Annotated in this window: 17 protein-coding genes and 1 pseudogene; 10 read left to right on the top strand and 8 right to left on the bottom strand. The window is 68.1% G+C overall.

The genetic code is table 11. The features are described 5' to 3' along the window. The first annotated feature begins 91 nt into the window (after positions 1 to 91). Positions 92 to 697, top strand: coding sequence for a Crp/Fnr family transcriptional regulator (locus OV207_RS18645; RefSeq protein ID WP_267556512.1), 606 nt, complete (start codon positions 92 to 94; stop codon positions 695 to 697). Here the strand turns inward: OV207_RS18645 and OV207_RS18640 are convergent. Further along, the gene (locus OV207_RS18640; RefSeq protein WP_267556511.1) at positions 675 to 1,340 is read right to left on the bottom strand and encodes a DUF4386 domain-containing protein; all 666 of its coding nucleotides are present in this window, start codon (positions 1,338 to 1,340) and stop codon (positions 675 to 677) included. The genes OV207_RS18645 and OV207_RS18640 overlap by 23 nt on opposite strands. 254 nt (positions 1,341 to 1,594) lie before the next feature. Here OV207_RS18640 and OV207_RS18635 point away from each other — a divergent pair, with 254 nt between their 5' ends. Beyond that, positions 1,595 to 1,987, top strand: a complete 393-nt coding sequence (locus OV207_RS18635; RefSeq protein ID WP_267556510.1) for a hypothetical protein — start codon at positions 1,595 to 1,597, stop codon at positions 1,985 to 1,987. A gap of 82 nt (positions 1,988 to 2,069) precedes the next feature. Continuing rightward, entirely contained in the window at positions 2,070 to 2,603 is a 534-nt protein-coding gene (locus tag OV207_RS18630; protein WP_267556509.1) for a hypothetical protein, read from the top strand. Positions 2,604 to 2,911: 308 nt separating this feature from the next. Here OV207_RS18630 and OV207_RS18625 read toward each other — a convergent pair whose 3' ends face one another. After that, positions 2,912 to 3,238, bottom strand: a complete 327-nt coding sequence (locus OV207_RS18625) for a UBP-type zinc finger domain-containing protein (protein ID WP_193429010.1) — start codon at positions 3,236 to 3,238, stop codon at positions 2,912 to 2,914. A gap of 67 nt (positions 3,239 to 3,305) precedes the next feature. Next, a complete protein-coding gene (locus OV207_RS18620) occupies positions 3,306 to 4,898 on the bottom strand; it encodes an FAD-dependent oxidoreductase (protein ID WP_420715235.1) in 1,593 nt (530 codons plus the stop codon). Between the two features lie 464 nt (positions 4,899 to 5,362). Here OV207_RS18620 and OV207_RS18615 point away from each other — a divergent pair, with 464 nt between their 5' ends. The 3 genes and pseudogenes from OV207_RS18615 to OV207_RS37805 form a co-directional block, all read left to right on the top strand. Further along, complete coding sequence (locus OV207_RS18615) at positions 5,363 to 6,427, top strand: aldose epimerase family protein (RefSeq protein WP_267556508.1); 1,065 nt, start codon at positions 5,363 to 5,365, stop codon at positions 6,425 to 6,427. Between the two features lie 32 nt (positions 6,428 to 6,459). Next, complete coding sequence (gene galK, locus OV207_RS18610; protein WP_267556507.1) at positions 6,460 to 7,596, top strand: galactokinase; 1,137 nt, start codon at positions 6,460 to 6,462, stop codon at positions 7,594 to 7,596. 115 nt (positions 7,597 to 7,711) lie between these two features. Beyond that, positions 7,712 to 8,056 (top strand): annotated as a pseudogene (locus OV207_RS37805) (ATP-binding cassette domain-containing protein); the annotation flags it as partial. Between the two features lie 177 nt (positions 8,057 to 8,233). On the opposite strand, the gene OV207_RS37800 reads toward OV207_RS37805, so the two are convergent. Together OV207_RS37800 and OV207_RS18600 are read right to left on the bottom strand one after the other, a co-directional pair. Next, positions 8,234 to 8,710: a dihydrofolate reductase family protein gene (locus OV207_RS37800; RefSeq protein ID WP_420715239.1), complete on the bottom strand. Its 477-nt coding sequence runs from the start codon at positions 8,708 to 8,710 to the stop codon at positions 8,234 to 8,236. A gap of 80 nt (positions 8,711 to 8,790) precedes the next feature. After that, the gene (locus OV207_RS18600; protein WP_267556505.1) at positions 8,791 to 10,143 is read right to left on the bottom strand and encodes a DUF418 domain-containing protein; all 1,353 of its coding nucleotides are present in this window, start codon (positions 10,141 to 10,143) and stop codon (positions 8,791 to 8,793) included. Positions 10,144 to 10,569: 426 nt separating this feature from the next. Here OV207_RS18600 and OV207_RS37795 point away from each other — a divergent pair, with 426 nt between their 5' ends. Together OV207_RS37795 and OV207_RS18585 are read left to right on the top strand one after the other, a co-directional pair. Next, a complete protein-coding gene (locus OV207_RS37795; RefSeq protein WP_420715234.1) occupies positions 10,570 to 12,783 on the top strand; it encodes a Kelch repeat-containing protein in 2,214 nt (737 codons plus the stop codon). Positions 12,784 to 12,899: 116 nt separating this feature from the next. After that, a complete protein-coding gene (locus tag OV207_RS18585; protein WP_267556504.1) occupies positions 12,900 to 13,352 on the top strand; it encodes a hypothetical protein in 453 nt (150 codons plus the stop codon). Between the two features lie 19 nt (positions 13,353 to 13,371). Here OV207_RS18585 and OV207_RS18580 read toward each other — a convergent pair whose 3' ends face one another. Both OV207_RS18580 and OV207_RS18575 read right to left on the bottom strand, forming a co-directional pair. Then, complete coding sequence (locus OV207_RS18580) at positions 13,372 to 14,967, bottom strand: hypothetical protein (RefSeq protein WP_267556503.1); 1,596 nt, start codon at positions 14,965 to 14,967, stop codon at positions 13,372 to 13,374. A gap of 25 nt (positions 14,968 to 14,992) precedes the next feature. Then, positions 14,993 to 17,113 (bottom strand): OTU domain-containing protein, encoded by a 2,121-nt coding sequence (locus OV207_RS18575; RefSeq protein WP_267556502.1) that lies wholly within the window; start codon positions 17,111 to 17,113, stop codon positions 14,993 to 14,995. A gap of 339 nt (positions 17,114 to 17,452) precedes the next feature. Between OV207_RS18575 and OV207_RS18570 the strand changes: the two genes are divergently transcribed. Then, entirely contained in the window at positions 17,453 to 18,280 is an 828-nt protein-coding gene (locus OV207_RS18570) for a crotonase/enoyl-CoA hydratase family protein (RefSeq protein ID WP_420715238.1), read from the top strand. 58 nt (positions 18,281 to 18,338) lie between these two features. Here the strand turns inward: OV207_RS18570 and OV207_RS18565 are convergent, their stop codons facing one another. Further along, positions 18,339 to 19,157 (bottom strand): SDR family NAD(P)-dependent oxidoreductase, encoded by an 819-nt coding sequence (locus OV207_RS18565; RefSeq protein WP_267556500.1) that lies wholly within the window; start codon positions 19,155 to 19,157, stop codon positions 18,339 to 18,341. Between the two features lie 142 nt (positions 19,158 to 19,299). Between OV207_RS18565 and OV207_RS18560 the strand changes: the two genes are divergently transcribed. Continuing rightward, complete coding sequence (locus OV207_RS18560; RefSeq protein WP_267556499.1) at positions 19,300 to 20,082, top strand: alpha/beta fold hydrolase; 783 nt, start codon at positions 19,300 to 19,302, stop codon at positions 20,080 to 20,082. The last annotated feature ends 22 nt before the right edge of the window (positions 20,083 to 20,104 follow it).

Genomic DNA, 20,104 nt, shown 5'->3' with positions numbered 1-20,104 from the left:
GGGGCCGCTGTGACGTGCCTTGCTTCCTTTTCGGGCCACGTCCGCCGACTTGGTGGGATGATGGGGCTCCCGCCGGTCGCGCAGGGCTCTCATGAAGCACAAGCTCGTCGACTACTTCCGCCGCATCGCTCCTCTGTCGGACGAGGAAGCCCAGGCCATCCTGGACAGCATGGTGGTGAGGACCTGCCCGAAAGGCACGCACCTGCTCATGGCGGGTCAGGTCAGCACAGAGGCCTACTTCGTCCTCCAGGGCTGCGTCCGCCAGTACTCCGTCGTCGATGATGAGGAGCGGAGCAACGGGTTCTTCACCGAGGACGAATGGGTCCTCTCGATTCACAGCATGCTGAGTCAGACCCCAGCGGATCACTTCCTGGTCTGCGCGGAGGACACCACGGTGGTGGTGGGCACCGAGCAACGCGAGGGGGACCTGTATCGACGCTTCCCTCGCTTCGAGAGCATTTCCCGGAGGGTGATGCAGAAGGTCCTGGCGGAACAGCAGGAGCGGTTCGCTTCCCATCTCACCGATGCCCCGGAGCAGCGCTACCTCAAGCTCGCGAAGACGCGGCCGGACATCCTCCAGCGGATTCCCCAGTACCAGCTGGCCAGCTACATCGGCGTGAAGCCCGAGTCTTTGAGCCGGATCCGAAAGCGCATCGCCACGCGCGGCAAGCCGGCTACGCCGCGACGGAAGGCGTGACCGTCCGGAACCCCTTGGCGATGAGCCAGCCGGCGAGGAGCAGCTCGAACAGGCCCCCGGGCCCGGAGAAGAGGATGCCCCACGGCAGCCCGAAGAGCTCGAACACGGCCCCCAGCGACAGAAGCCCGTAGCCCACCGCGCCCAGCAGTGAGAGCCACGATGGAAGAAGTCGGGATTGATACAGCGACAGGCAGAACGCCACGCTCCCGACTCCCAGGATGATCATCGCGAGCTGGTACGCCCAGAAGTTCCCCTTCGAGAAGAGCTTGAGCAGGGTCATCAGCTCCGGTGTCGTCTGCCCTTGCGCGGATTCTCCGAGCTGAAGGATGCACAGGAGGAACACCACTCCGATGATGAGGGTCAGCGCCTCCATGACCCGCGTGCAGACGTACGCGACGGCGATGCTCGGGCTCCGCTGGCGGAGGATTGGAAAGAACAGCACACCAATCCCGACGACGATGATGGAGTTCAACAGGAGCAGCAGCGCGCCCGCGACGAACGGCGCCCTCTGACCGGCCACCACGGCCAGGTGCTCCGGCTCCTTCAGGACGGAGGTGACGAGCGCGGTGCCGATGCCGTAGGCGAAGAACGCAAGGAGAAAGAGGGTTCCCAGGGAGCGGGAGTGAAGGCGGTGGGTGTTCATCGCGAGGGCTCCAGGACGTTCATCGACTTTGTGGAATCGAGAGTGGGGGAGAGCGCCCTCGCCCGCATTGATGAAGGTCAATAAACCGATCCCTTCTTCCGGGCTGGGCGCGGGTGGGCCGCCTGCCAGCGGGACTGGCGCCGCGATTCACATCGAATCCTGGTGTTCCTTGCTTGACGGGGGCTGAAACGGTCCGCTACGGAGGCCCGCTCTCCCGTGGCTCTTCGGCTGCGTCATTCCAGAGGGAAAACACCATGAAGAAGCAGACACTCATCGCCGGGCTGGCGATTGCGACGTTGGGGTTTGGCGGCACGGCCTGGGCCGGTCTGAAGCTCCCTGTGCCCGTGACCATCAGCGTCGCGGCCCGGACCGCGTTCGGCAGTCTCGGCTCTGCCCGTGCCTCGGCCGACAACAAGCAGTACATCGGTGTCTCGACGAGAATCTATGTGGGCGGCGTGGACGTATACGTCTACGCGGAGGACGCTTCCGGCAACTTCGCGACCTGCTACTCCTCCAATCCCGGGTTCGTCGCGGCGGCGCGCGCGCTGGCCAGCGACTCGTACGTCCTCTTCGCGTGGAATACGGCCGGCGAATGCACGGAGCTCAGCGTCTACACCATGTCGTATTACGAGCCGAAGACGCCGTGATCCCTCTGCGGGCCCGTCCGACGGCCGTCCTCTCCCAGGCCGGCCCACGGCGGGCCCTTCGTTCCAGGGGAAAAACGCGCCCATGAGCACCTCTCGCCTGTGGCCCTTCGTGGGCGTCGCCATTCTCTCCGGAGCCGCTGGCTTCGGCGCCGCTGCCTGGCTCGGGCCCGCGGAGGGACGCGCCGTGCAGTCCGGCGCACTGGAGCGGCAGGAGGCCCGGTTCGAGGAGGCCCTGCGAAAGCTCGAGGCATGCCAGCCCACGACGGAGGCTCCGCCCATGCGCGCGACGGTCGCCGTGGACACCTCCGGGCTGCGCGAGGAGATCCGTCAGATCCTCAAGGAGGAGCTGCGCGCCGCCACCTCCGCGCCAACGCCCCCCGCGCCGGAGCCTCGGCCTCCCCAGCCGACTCCACAGAGCGTGGCCGCTTTCAGCCAGGGGCGACGGTTGGTGGAGAACGCGGTGGCCACCGGACGATGGAGCGAGGCGCAGCGCGATGAGCTGCGCTCGCTGCTGTCCCAGCTCACCCCGGAGCAGCGGCAGGAGATCATCCGCACGCTCGTCGTCAACATCAACGGCGGCAAGGTGAAGGTCGACCTCGTCGGCGCCCCTTTCTGAGCCCCCGGTCGCACGTCGGCGACGCAGCCCATGTGGATGGCTGGAACGCGGGAGGGGGAGCGCGAACATCGTGCACCAGGGCGTGCCTCCGCCAGCGCGGCCGGCGCCTTGAGCTCCAGTGCCGACGACCTCAGTGCCTTCTACCAGGCCCTCTTTGAACACCCTCTGCTCGCCCCGACGCCGCTCGCGGAGAGGACCGCTTGGACGACGCCTGACTCCACCGTGCCCGGGCGCCGCTGGATGACGGAGCGCGGGTAACGCTCAAGGAGAGGCGCGCAGGCGCCCAAGCCCAGGTGTCTGAAGCGCGCTCATGGGGCGGAGTAGTGCGCCGACGGCGACTCGCCTGGGAAGGTGGGGATCCGCTCGAGGAGCTGCTCGTCCACGAAGCACCAGGCCCAGTCCTCCCCAGGCTCGAAGGATTTGATGACCGGGTGGGAGCTGGCGTGGAAGTGGCCAGTCGCGTGGCGTGACGGCGAGTCGTCGCAGCAGCCCACGTGCCCGCAGGTCAGGCACAGCCTGAGGTGGACCCATTCACCTCCGTCCTTCAAACACTCGACGCATCCGTGGCCGCTGGGGTGGGTGGACGCCGTCCGGTGATGCGCGGTCGCTTCCAGGTGGGAACATGCCTTCTTCATCGCTCGCGCTCCGTCTGGGGCCTCCGTCCGAGCGCCCCGGGTGTCGAACATGGGGATGTGAGAGGGCCTATCGCAACGCGTCTGGCGGCCCCTGTGTGCTGGCGCGTCGGGATTCGGACGCAGCAGCGGATGCCAGGCAGGCATGCAGCTGCGACACCACGGCCGAACCCTCGCCGATCGCCGCACCCACCCGCTTGACGGAGTCCGAACGCGCATCGCCGATGGCGAAGACGCCGGGCAGGGTCGTCTCCAACGGGAACGGTGCCCGCCCGGTGGCCGCCCAGGCCTCCGCGCGGAGTGGCTGCTCGCCGGGCGCCACGCCCGTGCGCACGAAGCCCTTCGCGTCCAGCGCGACACCGCAGCCCGCGAGCCAATCCGTGGCCGGGTCCGCCCCGACGAAGAGGAAGAGATGACGCACTTCGTGCTCCTCCTCCCGCCCGCTGGGCAGGTGCCGCCAGCGCACACTCCGCAGGCCCCGCTCGTCCGAACCCGCCAGCGCCACCACCTCCGTCTCCAGCAACAGCTCGATGCGAGGGGACGCGGTCAGGCGCTCGACGAGGTAGCTGGACATGCTCGCGGCGAGCTGCGGACCCCGCACGAGCACGCGAACCCGACGCGCGTGGCTCGCGAGGAACACGGCCGCCTGGCCCGCGGAGTTGCCACCGCCGACGAGCACGACCTCCTCGCCGTCGCACATGCGCGCCTCGATGGGGCTGGCCCAGTAGAAGACCCCACGGCCTTCGAACCGGGCGAGGTCCGCGAGCGCGGGGCGGCGGTAGCGCGCGCCGCTGGCCACCACCACGGTCCGCGCGCGCACCTTGCGCCCGTCGGTCAGCTCGAGCGCGAGCGGCGCATCAGGGTCCGCGCAGCGCAGGGAGGCGACCTCCGCCGGGATGGCCATCTCCACGCCGAACTTCTGCGCCTGCACGTAGGCGCGCGCGGTGAGCGCCTGACCGGTGATGCCCGTGAGGAACCCCAGATAGTTCTCGATGCGCGAGCTGGCGCCCGCCTGCCCCCCGAAAGCCCGCTGATCCAGGACGAGCACCCGCAACCCCTCGGAGGCCGCGTACACGGAGGTGGCGAGCCCCGCGGGACCCGCCCCCACCACGGCGACGTCATAGCGCGTCTCGAAGGCTCCCTCCGGAAGCAGGCCGAGCGCCCGGGCAAGGGTGCTCTCCGAGGGGTTCTTCAAGACCGAGCCATCGGGGCACACCACGAGCGGAAGCTCCTCCACGCGTGGCGCGTAGCGCTCGATCAGCGAAACCGCCTCGCCCCCCTGCTCCGGGTCCAGCGCGAGGTACGGGTGGCCGTTGCGCGAGAGGAAGCCCTCCAGGCGAACCCTGCCCGCGCTCTCGGGAGGGCCCACCAGGACAGGGCCACCGGCTCCTGTCTCCAGCAGGCCCACGCGGCGCAGGATGAGGGCGCGCATGATGCGCTCGCCGAGGTTCGCCTCCGCCACCATCAGCGCGCGCAGCCGGTGCGGGGGGATGACCAGCACCTCCACCTCGCCCACCGCGTGAGCGTCGACGAGCGAGGGCCGGCCGGAGAGCTGGGCCACCTCACCCAGGAACTGCCCCGGGCCCTCCTCCACGATGAGCAGCGAGTGCCCCAACCCATCGCGCCGGGAGATGGCGACGCGGCCCCGGATGACCACGAACATCCCTGGGCTCGGTTGCCCGGCTGCCACGAGGCACTCCCCATCACGGACGTGCCGGACCTCACCGAAGCGGAGCATGTGCTCTTGGTCCCTGGCATCCAGGACGGGGAACATCTGGGCGCGGCGCGACTCGAGGTCTGGGGGCAGGGGAGCGGGAATCATGAGCGTGCCCAAAGCATGGGCATGGGACGCACGGGCGACATGAACAGGGACATCGTGCACTTTCGTGCACGGCGGGGCCTGCTCCGGTTCGGTGGACAGGTGGACGTCGTCGACGCCGTCCACCGGCACGCAGCCGGCCTTGAACTCGTAGCGGCCCTGCCCGTAGCCAGCGAGGGTCTGCTCGTTCGCATCGAAGATGCGCAGCCGCCCGGGCGTGCCGGGGTTGCCGCCGTCATGGTCGGCGCAGTAGCGCTGACCATTCTTCTGGTAGGCGTCGCACGTCCATCTTCATCGCAGGAGGCACCGTGGAGCAGAGTTCCTTCGGTACGGCCCCGGGCGGACAGCCCGTTGATGTCTACACCCTCACCAACCGGCAGGGGATGGAGGCGCGCGTCACCAACTACGGGGGCCTCCTCCTCAGCCTGCGCGTGCCGGACAGGGACGGCCGCTTCGACGACGTGGTGCTGGGCTACGACTCGCTGGCGGACTACGTGGCGGAGTCCCCGTACTTCGGCGCGCTCGTCGGCCGCTATGGCAACCGCATCGCCCGGGGCCGCTTCACGCTCGACGGCCGGCAGTACACGCTGGCGACGAACAACGGGGTGAACCACCTGCACGGCGGGCTCAAGGGCTTCGACAAGGTGGTGTGGACGGCGGCGCCCTTCGAGGACGACCAGGGCATGGGCCTCGTCCTCACCTACGTCAGCCCCGACGGCGAGGAGGGCTACCCGGGGACGCTGACGGCACGGGTGACGTACACGCTCACCGCCGACAACGCGCTCGTCTTCGACTACCACGCCACCACCGACCAGCCCACGCCGGTCAACCTCACCCAGCACAGCTACTTCAACCTCGCGGGCGACGGGCGGCGCGACATCCTGGACCATGTCGTCACGTTCAACGCGGACCGCTTCGTCCCCATCGACGGGACGTCCATCCCGCTCGGGCAGCTGCGCGACGTCACGGGCACGCCGTTCGACTTCCGGCGGCCCACGGCCATTGGCGCGCGCATCCAGCAGGACGACGAGCAGCTGCGCAACGGGATTGGCTATGACCACTGCATGGTGCTCGACAAGGGCGGCCAGCCCGGCGCGCTGACGCTGGCCGCGCACGTCCTGGAGCCCACCACCGGCCGGGTGATGGAGGTCCACACCACGGAGCCGGGCATGCAGTTCTACTCCGGCAACCTCCTCGACGGGACGCTGAAGGGGAAGGGGGGCGCCGTCTACCACCATCGCTTCGGCTTCGCGCTGGAGACCCAGCACCTGCCGGACTCGCCGAACCAGCCGGCCTTTCCCTCGACCATCCTGCGCCCCGGCGAGCAGTACCGCTCGCGCACCCTCTACCGCTTCTCCGTCTCGGGCGCGTGAGCCCCGCTGTCCCCACCCTGGTGAACACCCCGATGACGCTCCGCGAGCAGGTCGAGCAGGACTTCCACACGCGCTTCGGCGCGGCCCCCACCGCCGTCGTGCGGGCCCCGGGCCGCGTCAACCTCATCGGTGAGCACACCGACTACAACGACGGCTTCGTGCTCCCCATCGCCATCGACCGCGAGGTGTGGATCGCGCTGCGCCCGCGCGAGGACCGTCGCGTCGTCGTCCACTCGCTCGACTATGGCGCGTCCCTCTCCTTCGAGCTCGGGTCGCTGTCGCGCGCCCGCACGGAGTGGGGCGAGTACCTCAAGGGATGCGCCTGGGTGCTGCAGGAGGCCGGCCACACGCTGAAGGGCTGGGAGGGGGTGATGGGCGGGGACGTGCCGCGCGGCGCGGGGCTCTCCTCGTCCGCCGCCGTGGAGCTGGCCACGCAGCGCGCCTTCGCCACCGTGAGCGGCCTGCCGTGGCAACCCGCCGCCATGGCGCTGCTGGGCCAACGCGTGGAGAACCAGTGGATGGGCCTCAACTCCGGCATCATGGACCAGATGATCGTCGCGGGCGGACGCAGCGGCCACGCGCTGCTCATCGACTGCCGCGACCTGTCGCTCCAGGCCGTGCCCCTCCCCACGGGCGCCGTGGTGGTCGTGCTCGACACGGGGACGCGCCGGGGGCTGGTGGACTCCGCCTACAACGAGCGACGGAGCCAGTGCGAGGCCGCCGCGCGCTTCTTCGGCGTCAAGGCGCTCCGGGACGTGGACGTGGGGAGCTTCGCGAAGCGGGAGCACGAACTGGACCCGCTGGTGCGCCGCCGCGCGCGGCACGTCATCACCGAGAACGACCGCACCGTGCAGGCCGCCGAGGCGATGCGCGCCGGGGACCTCACGCGGCTGGGCCGGTTGATGGACGAAAGCCATGACAGCCTGCGCGACGACTTCGAGGTCACCAACGAAGCGCTCGACACCATCGTCAGGCTGGCGCGGGCGGAGCCGGGCTGCTTCGGCGCCCGGATGACGGGCGCGGGCTTCGGCGGCTGCGCGGTGGCCCTCGTCACTCCCGGGCAGGCCGACGCGTTCGTCGGGAGCGTCCACGCGAAGTACACGCAGGCCACGGGCAACACGCCGCAGTGCTACGTGTGCCAGGCCGCGGAGGGCGCGAGCGTCGTGTGACGTGCTCCCGCCTGGGGGCTTGAATCCCTCTTGTCAGTTGGGTGGAGGGCCACGAGGCCCCGACGCTGCGCCGGGGCATTTGCCGTCCCCAGGAACGTGAACGCTGGCGGATGTGATGCTTCGGGATGTGCGGAAGCAATATGGCTCCCAGGCGGTGATTCATGGCGTCTCGCTGGAGCTGGGGCACCGCGAGCTCATCGTCTTCGTCGGCCCCTCGGGGTGCGGCAAGTCCACGCTGCTGCGGATGATCGCCGGCCTGGAGCAGCTGGGCGGCGGGGAGAGCCTCATCGGCGGGCGCCGGGTCAACGAAACGCCGGCGGGTGAGCGCGGCATCGCCGTGGTCTTCCAGAACCGCGCCCTCTATCCGCACATGACGGCGGCCGACAACATGGCCTTGGGCCTGCGCGACTTCGGCACGCCGCGCGCCGAAATCAACGAGCGCGTGGCGACCGCCGCGAAGACGCTGCAGGGTGACGCGGCGCTACCTGGAGTCGCTGCCATCCCGCGTGCGAGACCACCTCACCTACCGCGTGGTCGATGCGCTCACGACGCCTTGGACTCTTTCACGCGCCGCCGTCGAACTCCTACCCTGTCCTGGCGGTCACGCACGACGCCGGTGAGCAGGAGGGTCGCGCGACTATGCGGGAACGTACGTCAACCGGATGACGTCCTCGTCCATTTGCTCGCTGGACTGAAGGCGGAGTCGCGGCCGAGGGCCGGCGAAGAAGGGCTTGCCGGAACCAAGCACGACTGGGTGCAGGTAGATTCGATACTCATCAATGAGACCGAGGTCCGTCAGGCTTCGCGCCAGCTCCGGGCCTACAACGTCAAGCTCTCCATCAAGCTCCGCCTTCAGCTGGCGGATCGTCGCCTCGACGTTGTCCGCGACAAGGGTGGCGTTGGGGCCGACGGACTTCAGCGTGCGTGAAACGACCCACTTCGGTTGGTTCCGCCAGGCCGTCGCGAAGTCACGCTCCGCCGCGCTCCACTCAGGATGATCCTCATCCCAATAACGCATCACCTCGTACATGCGGCGACCGTAAACGCTGCCAGTCAGGCCGCGAACCTGCTCGACGAAATGACGAAAGAGGGTGGGGCTAGGCCCAAACGCCATGTGGTCGACGTAGCCGTCCAACGACTGGTTCATTCCAAAGACGAGTCGCGCCATTTCAAGGAATCTCCCTTCCTGGGACTCTACGATGGGCCGGACACCCGGTCCACGCCTGACGCCGGCGTGCGCTGGCCCGAGGCGTCATCACGGCGCATCGGCTGGGCCTTTCCATACGTCAGCGACCGCCACACCCACTCCGCGGGGCCGAAGCGGAACCGGGACAGCCACAGGTGGCTCCACACCCCCTGGACGCAGAAGATGGCCAGGCAGTACGCCACGCACGCGGCGGGGCCCAGCTTCGTGATGAAGCCCAGTCCATACCCGTAGAAGAACAGCACGCTGATGATGGACTGTGACAGGTAGTTCGTCAGCGCCATGCGCCCCACCGGCGCGAGCAGGCCCAGCGCTCGCTGCCAGGTGGCGCGCTGGAAGAGCAGGGTGATGCCGGACACATAGACGGCCGCGAAGCCCAGGTCGCCCAGGTTCCGCAGCGGTGCCATGGCGAAGGACACCCACGTCGGCAGCGTCTCCGGGGTGAAGACCTGCTTCACCATGAGCTGCTGCAACACCAGACCGCTGCCGCTGCCAATCACCCCGGCCACGAGCCCCCACCCGAGGAGTCGGCGAAACAGCCGCAGGTGCTGGGGCACGTCGTGGAAGATGCGGTGCTTCCCCGCCAGCAGGCCCAACAGGAACCGGCCAAACGTCGAGAGCGTGATGGCCAGCAGCAGCGGCAGGTAGTCGCGGAAGAAGAAGAAGCTGGTCGCTTTCGTCGCGTCCAGCCAGCTCCCGTGGGTGAAGGCCGTCAGCGTTCGCGCCTTGATGGCCGCGGAGTTCTCGTTGGCCGCCTTGACGATGGCCGCGCTGGCCTCCGGCGTGTCCGCCAGCAGCTGCGGGAGCTTGAGGATGACCACGCTGACGACGGACCCCCCCAGGGCGAACAGCAGGGCGCTGATGAGCAGCGTCCGGTTCGAGCGCCCCCGGAACAGGAGCAGGCCGAATCCCAGCACCGCGTACGTGCTGAGGATGTCGCCGTACCAGATGAGGAACAGGTGGGCGAGCCCCATCACCAGCATCACCCCCAGCCGCCGGACATAGACCGGCGTGATGGAGGTCCCTCGCGCTTCGGCGCGGTCCATCTGCACCGCGAAGCCGAGGCCGAAGAGGAATGAGAATAGGGTGATGAACTTCCCGCCCACCAGCAGCGAGAACGCCTGCCACGTGACGGTGTCGACGAGCGATGCGTCGTTCATCGCCGTGAGGACCTGCTCTCGCGGCAGGAACACCCTGCCGCTGAACCACACCATCACATTGGAGATGAACACGCCGCACAGGGCGAAGCCGCGCAACGTGTCGAGGAGCGCCAACCGCTCGCTGGACTCCACGGGACGGGCCCCGGCGCTGGGGAGCGAGACCTTGGAGGGGACTGGGGCCATGCTTGGAGAGATACACCGACGAGCCCCTGGCGCTCCATCGGGCCTGGCTCCCCGTGGATGGAATTCGAAGAGGGAGGGTGACTTGCGCTCGCCTCTTGTTCTTTCGGCTGCCTCTGCCTGGAAGAGCGCTACGAGTTCATGCTGCATTCCGCATGCGCGCGGCGTGAGCCCTTCTGGCGCCCCTTCATGAGTGCTGACTCGGGCTCCCTCGCGTCGAGTCCGTCGTAGCCCCCGGAGTTGCTGGGGTGTTCGTCCGGCAGGAAACTGCATCGCAGCTTTCAGGGTGATGGCCGCGCATCCGCCCGGACCCAATGTTCCCTCGCTGCCCGCTGCGGCGACTGCATCCGTGGGGACCTCGACGCACGGGGTTGTTCTTCATCCCGCCACACCTCCGCAGCGAGGAGTGGGAACCTCCGGAGATCCCTGATGATGAATGCATTCACTCGATGGATGCTGGCGCTCGCGGTAGCGTTGCTGGCGGCCTGCACCATCACTCCTCCCGACTCCGGGTCGCACGAGGCGCGGTTCGCGGACTCCACGTCGCAGGCTCTCCCTTCCGACGGCGCTCCCGACTCCTCCCTCTCCAGCACGCCCCAGGGCTGTTCAATGCCGGGTGGACGGACCTGTGGGGGATGGAGCCCGGCGGGCTCCATGGCGGCGCCTCGCTTTCTTCACACCGCGACGTTGCTGCTCAACGGCCGGGTCCTGGTCGCGGGAGGCGAAGCCGCGAGCGCGGAGGTGTACGCCCCGGCCTCTCGAACCTGGAGTCCGGCGGGCGCCATGACCGCGCCGCGCTTCGCTCCCACTGCGACGCTGCTGCCTGACGGAAGGGTCCTCATCGCGGGGGGGCGCAACAACAGTGATGGCGCCCTGGCGACGGCGGAGGTGTACGACCCGGCCTCAGGAACCTGGAGCCCAACAGGCTCCATGGCCACAACGCGCTACTTGCATGAGGCGACGCGGCTACCCGACGGAAGGGTTCTCGTCTCGGGGGGAGCGAACGAGAACGGTGTCCCCTTGGCGACGGCGGAGGTGTACGACCCGGCCTCAGGAACCTGGAGCGCAACGGGCTCCCTGGCCACGGCTCGCGCATTGCACACGGCGACGGGGTTGCCCGACGGCAGGGTGCTGGTCGTGGGAGGGTACAATGTTGGCCCTTCCCTCTCATCCGCGGAACTGTACGACCCGGCCTCGGGAACCTGGAGCACGACGGGCTCCATGGCGCAGGTTCGCAGCGAGCACACGGCGAGCCTGCTGCCCGACGGCAACGTCCTCGTCGCGGGAGGGTTCAGCTTCAGCAATTTCGGCGCTCTCGCAACGGCAGAGGTGTACACCCCGGCCACGGGCACCTGGAGTACGACAGGCTCCATGGCTTCGGCTCGAGGCCAGCATGTGGCGGCGCTGCTGCCTGACGGGAGGGTCCTCGTCGCCGGGGGATGGTCGGGGACCCAAGAGCTCGCGGAGGCTGAAGTGTACGCGCCGGCCTCCGGGCTCTGGAGTGCGACGGGTTCCATGCCCGAGCCTCGTGTCGCGGCTGAGGCCACGGCGTTGCCCGACGGCAGGGTCCTCGTCTCAGGGGGACACAACTCGGGAGGAGGCATCCTCTCGACCGCGGAGGCCTACGGCCCGCTGCGGGGCACCTGGATGGCGACGGGTTCCATGAGCGAGCCTCGCCGTGAGCACACGGCGACGTTGTTGCCCAATGGCAAGGTCCTCGTCGCGGGGGGCGCCGATGAGAACCTTGTCGGCTTCGCGACGGCGGAGCTGTACGACCGGGCCTCGGGCTCCTGGCGCGCCACCGGTGCCATGGCCGGGCCCCGCTATCGCCACACGGCGACGCTGTTGCCCAACGGCAGGGTGCTCGTCGCGGGGGGCATCAGCAACACCGAGTTTCTCAGGACGGCGGAGGTCTATGACCCGGCCTCGGGCACCTGGCGCAGGACCGGCCCGCTGACCGCACCTCGTTGGAGTCACAGGGCGGTACTGCTGCCGAACGGGAAGGTCCTCGTCCTGGGCGGACAGGACGCCAGCGGTGCTCCTGTCGCGACCGCCGAGGTGTACGATCCGGCCACGGGCACCTGGTGCACGACGGGCTCCATGGCTTCAGCCCGCGCCCAACACGCGGCGACGCTGTTGCCCAACGGCAGGGTGATCGTCGCGGGGGGATACAACATCACCAGTGGCCCCCTCGCGACGGCGGAGGTGTACAACCCGGCCACGGGCACCTGGCGTGTCACCGGCTCCATGGCCGGGCCTCGCACCGTCCACACGATGACGCTGCTGTTCAACGGCAGGGTCCTTGCCGCTGGCGGATGGTCCGGGGACCGCTACCTCGAGACCTCGGAGACGTATGACCATCGCTCCGGCACCTGGAGCGCGACGGGCTCCATGGCCGGCCCACGCTCCAGTCACCAGGCGGCGCCGCTGCTCAACGGCGGGGTGCTCGTCATCGGCGGTGTGAACGAGCGCGGGGCCATCGCGTCGGCGGAGGTATACAATCCGTTCTCGGGGACCTGGAGTGCCGCCTGCTCCATGACCAGACCTCGCTATGACCACACGGCGACGCTGCTGTTCAATGGCAGGGTCCTCGTCGCGGGGGGCACCGGCGCCAACGAGACAGCGGAGCTGTACTCACCCTGAGCCCCGTCATTGGCTCGGTGCCGACATGGCTGGTGATGGGCTTGCCCGGGTCCGGTGGCGCTCCCGCACTTGGCGTGGAGCCTGGACTTGAAGCGGGCACGCCCGAAACGAAGTCCATGGGGAGCCTCGTCCAGGTGGCTCACCCGGAGTTGAATGGCTACGGAGAGCCCGTGCCCTGGGTGGTGGGGGCCACGCCGCTCAAGACGGTGATCTCCTTCCTGAACCTCACCAAGTACCCGCCGTCGCTCGACTTCCTGCTGCTGACGTTGGGGGTGGGCGCGCTGCTGCTCGCGCTGCTGGAGCGGATGCCCGCGCGAGGCCTGGCGCTGCTCACGACCTTTGGCGCGGCGCCGCTGTTCTTCTACCTGGCCCATCTCTATCTGCTGCACGGGCTCAACAGCGTGGCGCTCCTGGCGTTTGGACCCAACCAGGGAGCGTTCTTCAGCGTCCCCGACATCGCGGCGCTCTGGGGGCTCGCCGCGGTGCTGTTGTTGCCGCTGGGGTTCGCGTGCCGCTGGTTCGTGAAACTCAAGGCGCGAACGAACAGCGCGTGGATGAGCTACCTGTAGACAGCCCTGGGAACCGGGCTCACTGTCCCAGGGTCTTCAAGCGGACCTGTGCATAGCGCGCCACGGCGTCCTCGAGCAGCTCCTGGAGGAGCTTGCTGAGCTCGAACTCGCTCAGCTTGTCGATGCCGGTATCGGCGGCCGTCATCAGATTCCAGGCGTTGTTCAGGCAGGCATCCACGAGCGCGAAGTAGGCGTCCTTCGCCTCCTTGCGCTTCTTCTGCTTGTCCTCGTGGAGCGCGGCCTTCTTGCGTCGCTCCTCGTACTCCACGGGGTCGTAGATGGCGGGCATGATCTGCGTCAGCCCGTAATAGGACAGGAAGACGGAGAGCTGGTTGAAGAGCAGCCGGATTTCACCAGGATCGCGCAGCACCAGCCCGGGGTATCCAAAGGCCGCGAGAAGCACCCTGCAACGTGAAACCAGACGGAGCTGCGAGGTCTTCTTCGACCCGATGGATTTGCGCTCCTCCGCCTTGTCCTGCTTGTACATGTGGAGCAGCTTCAGGACCTGGGCGTGCAGGGCCTCGAGCTTGTACCGGTAGAACTCGATCATGAAGCGGTACTCGCCCTTGTCGTACCTCGTCTTGTGGCCGTTGTCGGCGTTCTCGAAGAGGAAGCAGAAGTACTCCTTGCCCAACCCGAACTGGATCCGCAGCCCGTCGATGTCCTCGGCGTTGACCAGGCTGCCAGGCTTGATGTTCTTCTGGATGATGAGCGCCTGGGCGTTGGTGACGGCGAACTGGTTGGGATCCTGGTCGTAGTCGGAGTTGAGTGCCTTGCCCTTGGCCTCGGGCTTCTTGCCATGGGGTTCGAGGACGGCCGTCGTCATGATCTCCAGCAGGACCGAGCGCCGCACCAGACAGGAGGAGATCTTCCACTTCAGGTCGCCCTGCGTGTAGGGCTTGTCTTCATAGAACTTGAGTGCCCGGAAGGGTCGCCCGAAGTTCACGAAGACGGAGCTGTCGTCCTTGCGAGGGGCGTCGTATTCGCCAATCTTCGTCCCCGCCGTCGCGAGCACGGGCTTGCCTTCGGTCAGGCCGAAGAACTTGTACTTCAGGAAGCCCTTGTCGTTGTCGACCGGGCCCACGTCGACCTGGGCGATATAGATGCGGACCCAGGGCTCGTCCTCCCCGTCTGTCGGGGGCACCTCTTCGAAGATGCTGAAGTAGCAGTCTTCGTGCTGGCCCTTGCCGCGGACGTCCAGGAGCCGGACGATGGTGTGCACGTTGGTGAGGACCGGGCCCGACTCCTCGAAGGCCTTGAGCACCGGGCCGCCGAGCCCCTGCCACGAGGAGGGCACCAGGGCGGACGTGTTGCGCCGCTCGCGCTCGGCCTGCTCCTGCCTGCGCTCGGTTTCGAGCCGGGCCTGCTGGGCCCGGGCCTGGAATTGGCGGAAGGCCCTCTGGATGGTGCGGGCGGCGTTCTCGGCCGGCTCCAGCATCTCCGCGATGCGCGGCAGGATGCTCTGCATGCCCTCCTCCTCCGCCCACTCCCGCACGTAGACCAGGTTCTGGAGGTCCGCGCCGTCCAGCCGCCCGTGGCGGGTGTGCCGCTCGCGGATCTCCACGTACCAGTTCCACATCACCTGGAACACGAACTGCTTCTTGCCCGCGGGCATGACGACCTCCAGAAGGGTGTTGATTCTAGCCCAGGGGGGGCGCCCCTGGGCGTGGAGCCAGAGGGGTGAAGTGGTTGCCGTGCTCGTGCAGCAGGTAGAGCGTGCCGGCATGGCCATGGGCGGTGGGGGTGAACCACACGCACCGCTCGTCGCGGGAGACCTGCACGTCGACCACGTTGCCGACCTGGTATTGCAGATCCTGGGAGGGCCGCTCGCCCAGGAAGACGCAGATGCGCAGGCGGTAGTAGACCGCGAACGCCATGATTTCGTGCTCGGAGCCCCAGCGCGAGAGGTCAGCCGCGTCAGTGGCGGCCTGCCGCATGTTGAGCAGGTAGGCGCTGTTGATGTTGCACGCCTGCACCAGCGAAGGGGTCTGCAGGTAGGACACGTAGACGTGCGCGCGTGCGCTCAAGTGGTTGAGGGGGCCGCTGGGGATGGCCAGCCGGTTGGCGGCATCCGCGAGCGCGCGGAACAGGCAGTTGCCATCCCCGAGCACGGGGTGCCGCGTGAACCGGGTGGACAGCGTCTGGTTGAACTCGAACTCGTCCGCGAGCGACGCGCCCTTCTCCTGCATCAGGGTGAGGAGCCGCTGGAGCTCGGAGCCGTACGCGAACGAGTAGTCGTGGCCCTGGAACTGGTGATTGGGCTCGCGCTGCCACAGCCGATTGTCGACGGCGGCATCGCGGCGGACCGACATGAGTTCCCTGCTCAGCCCGCCATCCGCACCCTGGTAGACGAGGATCATCCCCCGGCTCTCGGCGATGCGCCGGGCGATCTCGATCAACCTCACCTCGTGGAAGTTGACCAGCCAGGCCTCGATGGCGCGGCTCTCCTGGATCTGCGACTTGTGCGTGGACTCGGTCCGGTTGGGGCTCGTGAACAGCGCTGCCTTGTACTGTTCGAAGTCCTCCTCGGTGAGGCCGTATTTCTCCAGGTGCTGGTCGGTGTACCCGTCGAAGGAGGGGAACTTGGTCACGTGCTCCCAGACCACGCGCTTCCTGGGGATGAAGGACGGGAAGGTCGCCTCGCGCTCCTCGACGATCTCATCCGCCACGCGGATACGGCCCTGGGTGTTGAGGGTCGGCACGTGCAGCGGCGCGTCTTCGATGAACTCGTTGAGGCTGTGCAGGAGGATGTAGACCTTGCCGGAGTAGGGCTTCTTGACGCGTCCGGTCTCCGCCGACCAGCCCGGGAAGAGCCGGTGCTTGACCAGATCGCCGTAGAACTTCATGCCCAATGCATATTTGAGCGCATGCCGTGGCGTGTCCCCCGTGGAGACGAAGGGGTTGGCGCCGTTGAACAGCCCTTCGTACGCCTCCCAGTCACGGGGGAGGTTCTGCATCCCGTACCGTGCCGAGAACCTGGTCTTCCTCTGGATTTCCGGGGGCTTCTTCTTGAGGTGCTCGAGCTTCGTCCGGTCCCTGAGCAGCCCCTGCTTCGAGGCCAGTGCGACCTTGATGGAGCTGAAGGTGTGTTTGTAGTTGTTGGTGTAGATGTGCTGCAGGGCGTCCGCGTAGCTGTCGAACGTGATGCTGCCGTACTTGAAGCCGTCCTTGAGCGCGGCGCGCTTGGCGAGGAGGATCTCCTTGAGCAGGTTCGCGCGCTCCTGGAGCGCCTCCATCAGCACGGGCGTGTCGTCGTAGAGGCCGGAGTTGTAGTCGCTGACATCCACGCCCAATGATTCCAGGACGGACACGCTGTAGATGGGGCGGACGCCGGCCTCGACGTCCTGCCGGTGGTTGCGGCGGGCGATGGCCGAGAAGTTGTTGCGGCCGTAGGTCACGCCCCGGTAGTGGGCGATGCAGAAGCGGGTCTTCAGCTTCTGGAGCGTCTGGAGGTCGCCCTCGCGGAAGGCCGCGTCGGCGCGCTTGAAGTCCCTCTCTGCCTGGGGGGACCACTGGCGCTTCGAGTAGTAGATGCGGGTGTTGAGGATCTGGGCGACCTCGTCCTGCTTGTACTTGTCCGCCTCGGTGGACCTCTTGAGGTGCTCCTTGACGCGATCGGCGAGGACCACGGGCTCAAGCCCGTCGAACCCACGAAAGGCCCGGCCCGGCTGCCGACCGCCCGGGCGGGCTGATGACTCGTCCTCATCATCCGAGTTGTCCGAGTCGGACTCGGTGTCACTGTCGTACCCTGTCTTGGGCATGGCTTCCTCCAGGCGGGCGCATGCTAAACGACCGCTCGCGATTCTCGATGGGGCCCAGGCTGCGCGTCGCGCGGTGACGGCGCGCTGTACGGCGCTCACCACGGTGGCGGTGGCGCGCAGCGGCTCCCGCGCCGCTGGCGCCCGCCTGCCCTCCAGGCTGCTCGAAAATCGTGCTCCGTCGTTTAGCCCGGAAGGAGGCCCCCCTGAAGGACCGGGCACGTTTGGTTGCGGGCAGGCGCGTGGCGGAGTGGGGTGCGCGGCGTCCACGGGACGTTCGTGGACGCCGCCGCGCCGCATCTGCTCAAGTGCGGCTCGCTGACATTCCCTGGGAGGGACTGGATGGGCGACACGTACAAGTCATTGCGCATCGAGAAGGGCGAGGGCGTCGCCGAGCTGGTGCTCACCGGCCCGGGCAAGGGCAACGCCATGGGTCCCGACTTCTGGCGGGAGATGCCCGAGGCGCTCCGCTTGCTGGACGCCGACGACTCCGTGCGCGTGATGTTGGTGCGCGGCGAGGGCAACAACTTCACCTATGGCCTGGACCTGATGGGGATGATGGAGTCCCTCGGGCCGCTGCTCACCGCCGAGGGCAACCTGGCGCTGGAGCGCAGTCAGCTGCTCAAGCTGATTGGTGAGATGCAGCAGGCCACGGAAGGGGTGGCGCGGTGCAAGAAGCCCGTCATCGCCGCGGTGCATGGCTGGTGCATCGGCGGGGGCATGGACCTCATCGCCGCGTGTGACTTCCGGTACTGCTCGCAGGACGCGAAGTTCTCCCTGCGCGAGGTGAAGGTCGGCATCGTCGCGGACCTGGGCGCGCTCCAGCGGCTGCCGCGCATCATCGGCGAGGGGAACACGCGCGAGCTGGCCTACACCGGCGGCGACGTGGACGCGGCGCGTGCGCTGCGCATGGGCCTGGTCAATGAGGTCTTCCCCACGCCAGAGGCCCTGCTCACGGAGGCGCGGGCGACGGCGCGGCGCATCGCCGACAACCCGCCGCTCGTCATCCAGGGCGCCAAGCAGGTGATGGAGTACTGCGCGGACAAGTCCATCGCGGATGGACTGCGGTACGTGGCGGTGTGGAACTCCGCCTTCCTCCAGTCGCATGACCTGACGGAGGCCTTCTCCGCCTTCGCTGAACGCCGGCCGCCCCGCTTCCAGGGACGCTGACGCGCCGGTCCAACCCGGGGAGGCTTCAACCTCCCCGGGCTCGCGAGCGGCGGGCGGCTCAGCCTTCCACGGGCCGGGTGAGGCCCAGCGTGTCCGCGTAGCTGTGCAACCCGCGAATGTGATTGCCGCCGTCGACGGCGAGCGTGTCGCCGGTGATCCACGACGCGAGGTCGCTGCAGAGGAACGACACCACCTTCGCCACGTCCTCCGGCTCGCCACACGGCTTCCCGAGCGGCGTGTGCGCGAGGAACTCCCGCTCCATGGCACCACTCAGGAGGCCGGCACCGTCCGCCAGGGGCGTGCGGATGGCGCCCGGGGCCACGACGTTCACACGAATGCCGTACCGCCCCAGCTCCGAAGCGGCGACCTTCGAGAAGTTCGCGAGCCCCGCCTTGGAGGCGCAGTAGTGCGCGAGCCCGTCCGTCACGGCCGTCTGATTCAGCGAGGAGATGTTGACGATGGAGCCCGGCTGCTTCGCGGCGACGAGCGCCTTCGCGAGTGCCTGGGTGAACAGGAAGGGCCCCTTGAGGTTGGTGGCCAGGACCTGGTCGAACTCCTCCGTCGGCAACTCGAGGAGCGGGCGGAGGGTGGCCGAACCGGCGTTGTTCACCAGGATCCCCGGGAGGCCGAACTCCCGCGTGGCGACCTCGATGGCCCGCGCCACGTCCTCCGCGCGGACCACGTCTCCCGCGAAGGGGACGGCCCGTGCGCGCCCCTCCATCACCCGGTTGAGCTCTCCGGCGGCCGCCTCCACCTTCTCCAGGGTCCGCCCGAAGAGGAGGACGTTGGCTCCGTCCCGCATGAGGCGCGCGGCGATCCCCAGTCCGATTCCCTGGCCTGCTCCCGTCACGATGGCACTGCTCGACATCAGCTTCATGGTGGCTCCTGTGGGCTTCGTGGACGGGTGCGAGGCTACTTCACCGCGACCGGGTGAGGCGAAAGGCACCGCGGCCAAGGCGCTGTGATGCTGCCTCTGTGATAGACCGCGAGGCGGCAACGAGGGAGAAGGACTGCTCCGCATGAAGACAACCACATCAAAAGACGGCACGGTGCTCGCCTACGACGTGCACGGCAGTGGGCCTGCCCTCGTCTACGTCACCGGCGCGAGCTGCTTCCGCTCGTTCATGCCCATCGTCCAGGACGTCAAGCAGTTCGCCAGGGAGTTCACCGTCTACAACTACGACCGCCGCGGGCGTGGCGACAGCGGTAACACCCTGCCGTGGACGGTCGAGCGTGAGGTCGAAGACATCGAGGCCATGATCGACGCGGCCGGTGGCAAGGCTTGTTTGTACGGCCATTCCTCTGGCGCGGTGCTTGCGCTCGAAGCCGCCTTGCGGCTGGGAGACAAGGTCCAGAAGGTGGTCCTGTACGACGCCTCCTACGTGCATGACGAGACGGAGAAGGCCGAGTACGAGGTGCTGGGGCAGGCGGTTCACAAGCTGTTGGAGGAGGGCAAGAAGGCAGAGGCGATGCGTGCCTTCTTGAAGGGCATTGGAATGCCGAAGGCGTTCGTCTTCCTGCTGCCCTTGTTCCCCGGCTGGCGGACCATGAAGGCGCTGGCGCCAACCCTGGCGTACGACATCGCCTTGACCCGCGATGTGCCGCCCGTCGAGCGGGCCGCTGGGGTCGCCGTGCCCACCCATGTCATGGTCGGGCAGAAGAGCCCTGCCGGCCTGCACGACGTCGCAGGCCAGTTGGCCAAGGCGATACCCAACGCGAGGTTCACCGAACTCGCGGGCCAGGACCACATGGTGGGAGCAAAGGTGTTGCTGCCCAGGCTCGTGGAGTTCTTGAAACGCTGAAGAGCGCCCAGAGCTGAGCTCG

This window comes from Corallococcus sp. BB11-1 (assembly GCF_026626625.1).
Classification (GTDB): domain Bacteria; phylum Myxococcota; class Myxococcia; order Myxococcales; family Myxococcaceae; genus Corallococcus; species Corallococcus soli.
Note: the sequence above shows the minus strand (reverse complement) of the source record. Positions and strands in the feature narration are given on the sequence as shown.

What these genes read in the sequence shown, in the direction of transcription:
- OV207_RS18600 (WP_267556505.1), bottom strand. Translation starts at nt 10,143, where the DNA reads ATGGCCCCAGTCCCCTCCAAGGTCTCGCTCCCCAGCGCCGGGGCCCGT.
- OV207_RS18575 (WP_267556502.1), bottom strand. Translation starts at nt 17,113, where the DNA reads ATGCCCAAGACAGGGTACGACAGTGACACCGAGTCCGACTCGGACAAC.
- OV207_RS18630 (WP_267556509.1), top strand. Translation starts at nt 2,070, where the DNA reads ATGAGCACCTCTCGCCTGTGGCCCTTCGTGGGCGTCGCCATTCTCTCC.
- OV207_RS18570 (WP_420715238.1), top strand. Translation starts at nt 17,453, where the DNA reads ATGGGCGACACGTACAAGTCATTGCGCATCGAGAAGGGCGAGGGCGTC.
- OV207_RS18645 (WP_267556512.1), top strand. Translation starts at nt 92, where the DNA reads ATGAAGCACAAGCTCGTCGACTACTTCCGCCGCATCGCTCCTCTGTCG.
- OV207_RS18635 (WP_267556510.1), top strand. Translation starts at nt 1,595, where the DNA reads ATGAAGAAGCAGACACTCATCGCCGGGCTGGCGATTGCGACGTTGGGG.
- OV207_RS37795 (WP_420715234.1), top strand. Translation starts at nt 10,570, where the DNA reads ATGATGAATGCATTCACTCGATGGATGCTGGCGCTCGCGGTAGCGTTG.
- OV207_RS18560 (WP_267556499.1), top strand. Translation starts at nt 19,300, where the DNA reads ATGAAGACAACCACATCAAAAGACGGCACGGTGCTCGCCTACGACGTG.
- galK (WP_267556507.1), top strand. Translation starts at nt 6,460, where the DNA reads ATGACGCTCCGCGAGCAGGTCGAGCAGGACTTCCACACGCGCTTCGGC.
- OV207_RS18585 (WP_267556504.1), top strand. Translation starts at nt 12,900, where the DNA reads ATGGGGAGCCTCGTCCAGGTGGCTCACCCGGAGTTGAATGGCTACGGA.
- OV207_RS37800 (WP_420715239.1), bottom strand. Translation starts at nt 8,710, where the DNA reads ATGGCGTTTGGGCCTAGCCCCACCCTCTTTCGTCATTTCGTCGAGCAG.
- OV207_RS18620 (WP_420715235.1), bottom strand. Translation starts at nt 4,898, where the DNA reads ATGTTCGTGGTCATCCGGGGCCGCGTCGCCATCTCCCGGCGCGATGGG.
- OV207_RS18625 (WP_193429010.1), bottom strand. Translation starts at nt 3,238, where the DNA reads ATGAAGAAGGCATGTTCCCACCTGGAAGCGACCGCGCATCACCGGACG.
- OV207_RS18640 (WP_267556511.1), bottom strand. Translation starts at nt 1,340, where the DNA reads ATGAACACCCACCGCCTTCACTCCCGCTCCCTGGGAACCCTCTTTCTC.
- OV207_RS18565 (WP_267556500.1), bottom strand. Translation starts at nt 19,157, where the DNA reads ATGAAGCTGATGTCGAGCAGTGCCATCGTGACGGGAGCAGGCCAGGGA.
- OV207_RS18580 (WP_267556503.1), bottom strand. Translation starts at nt 14,967, where the DNA reads ATGCCCGCGGGCAAGAAGCAGTTCGTGTTCCAGGTGATGTGGAACTGG.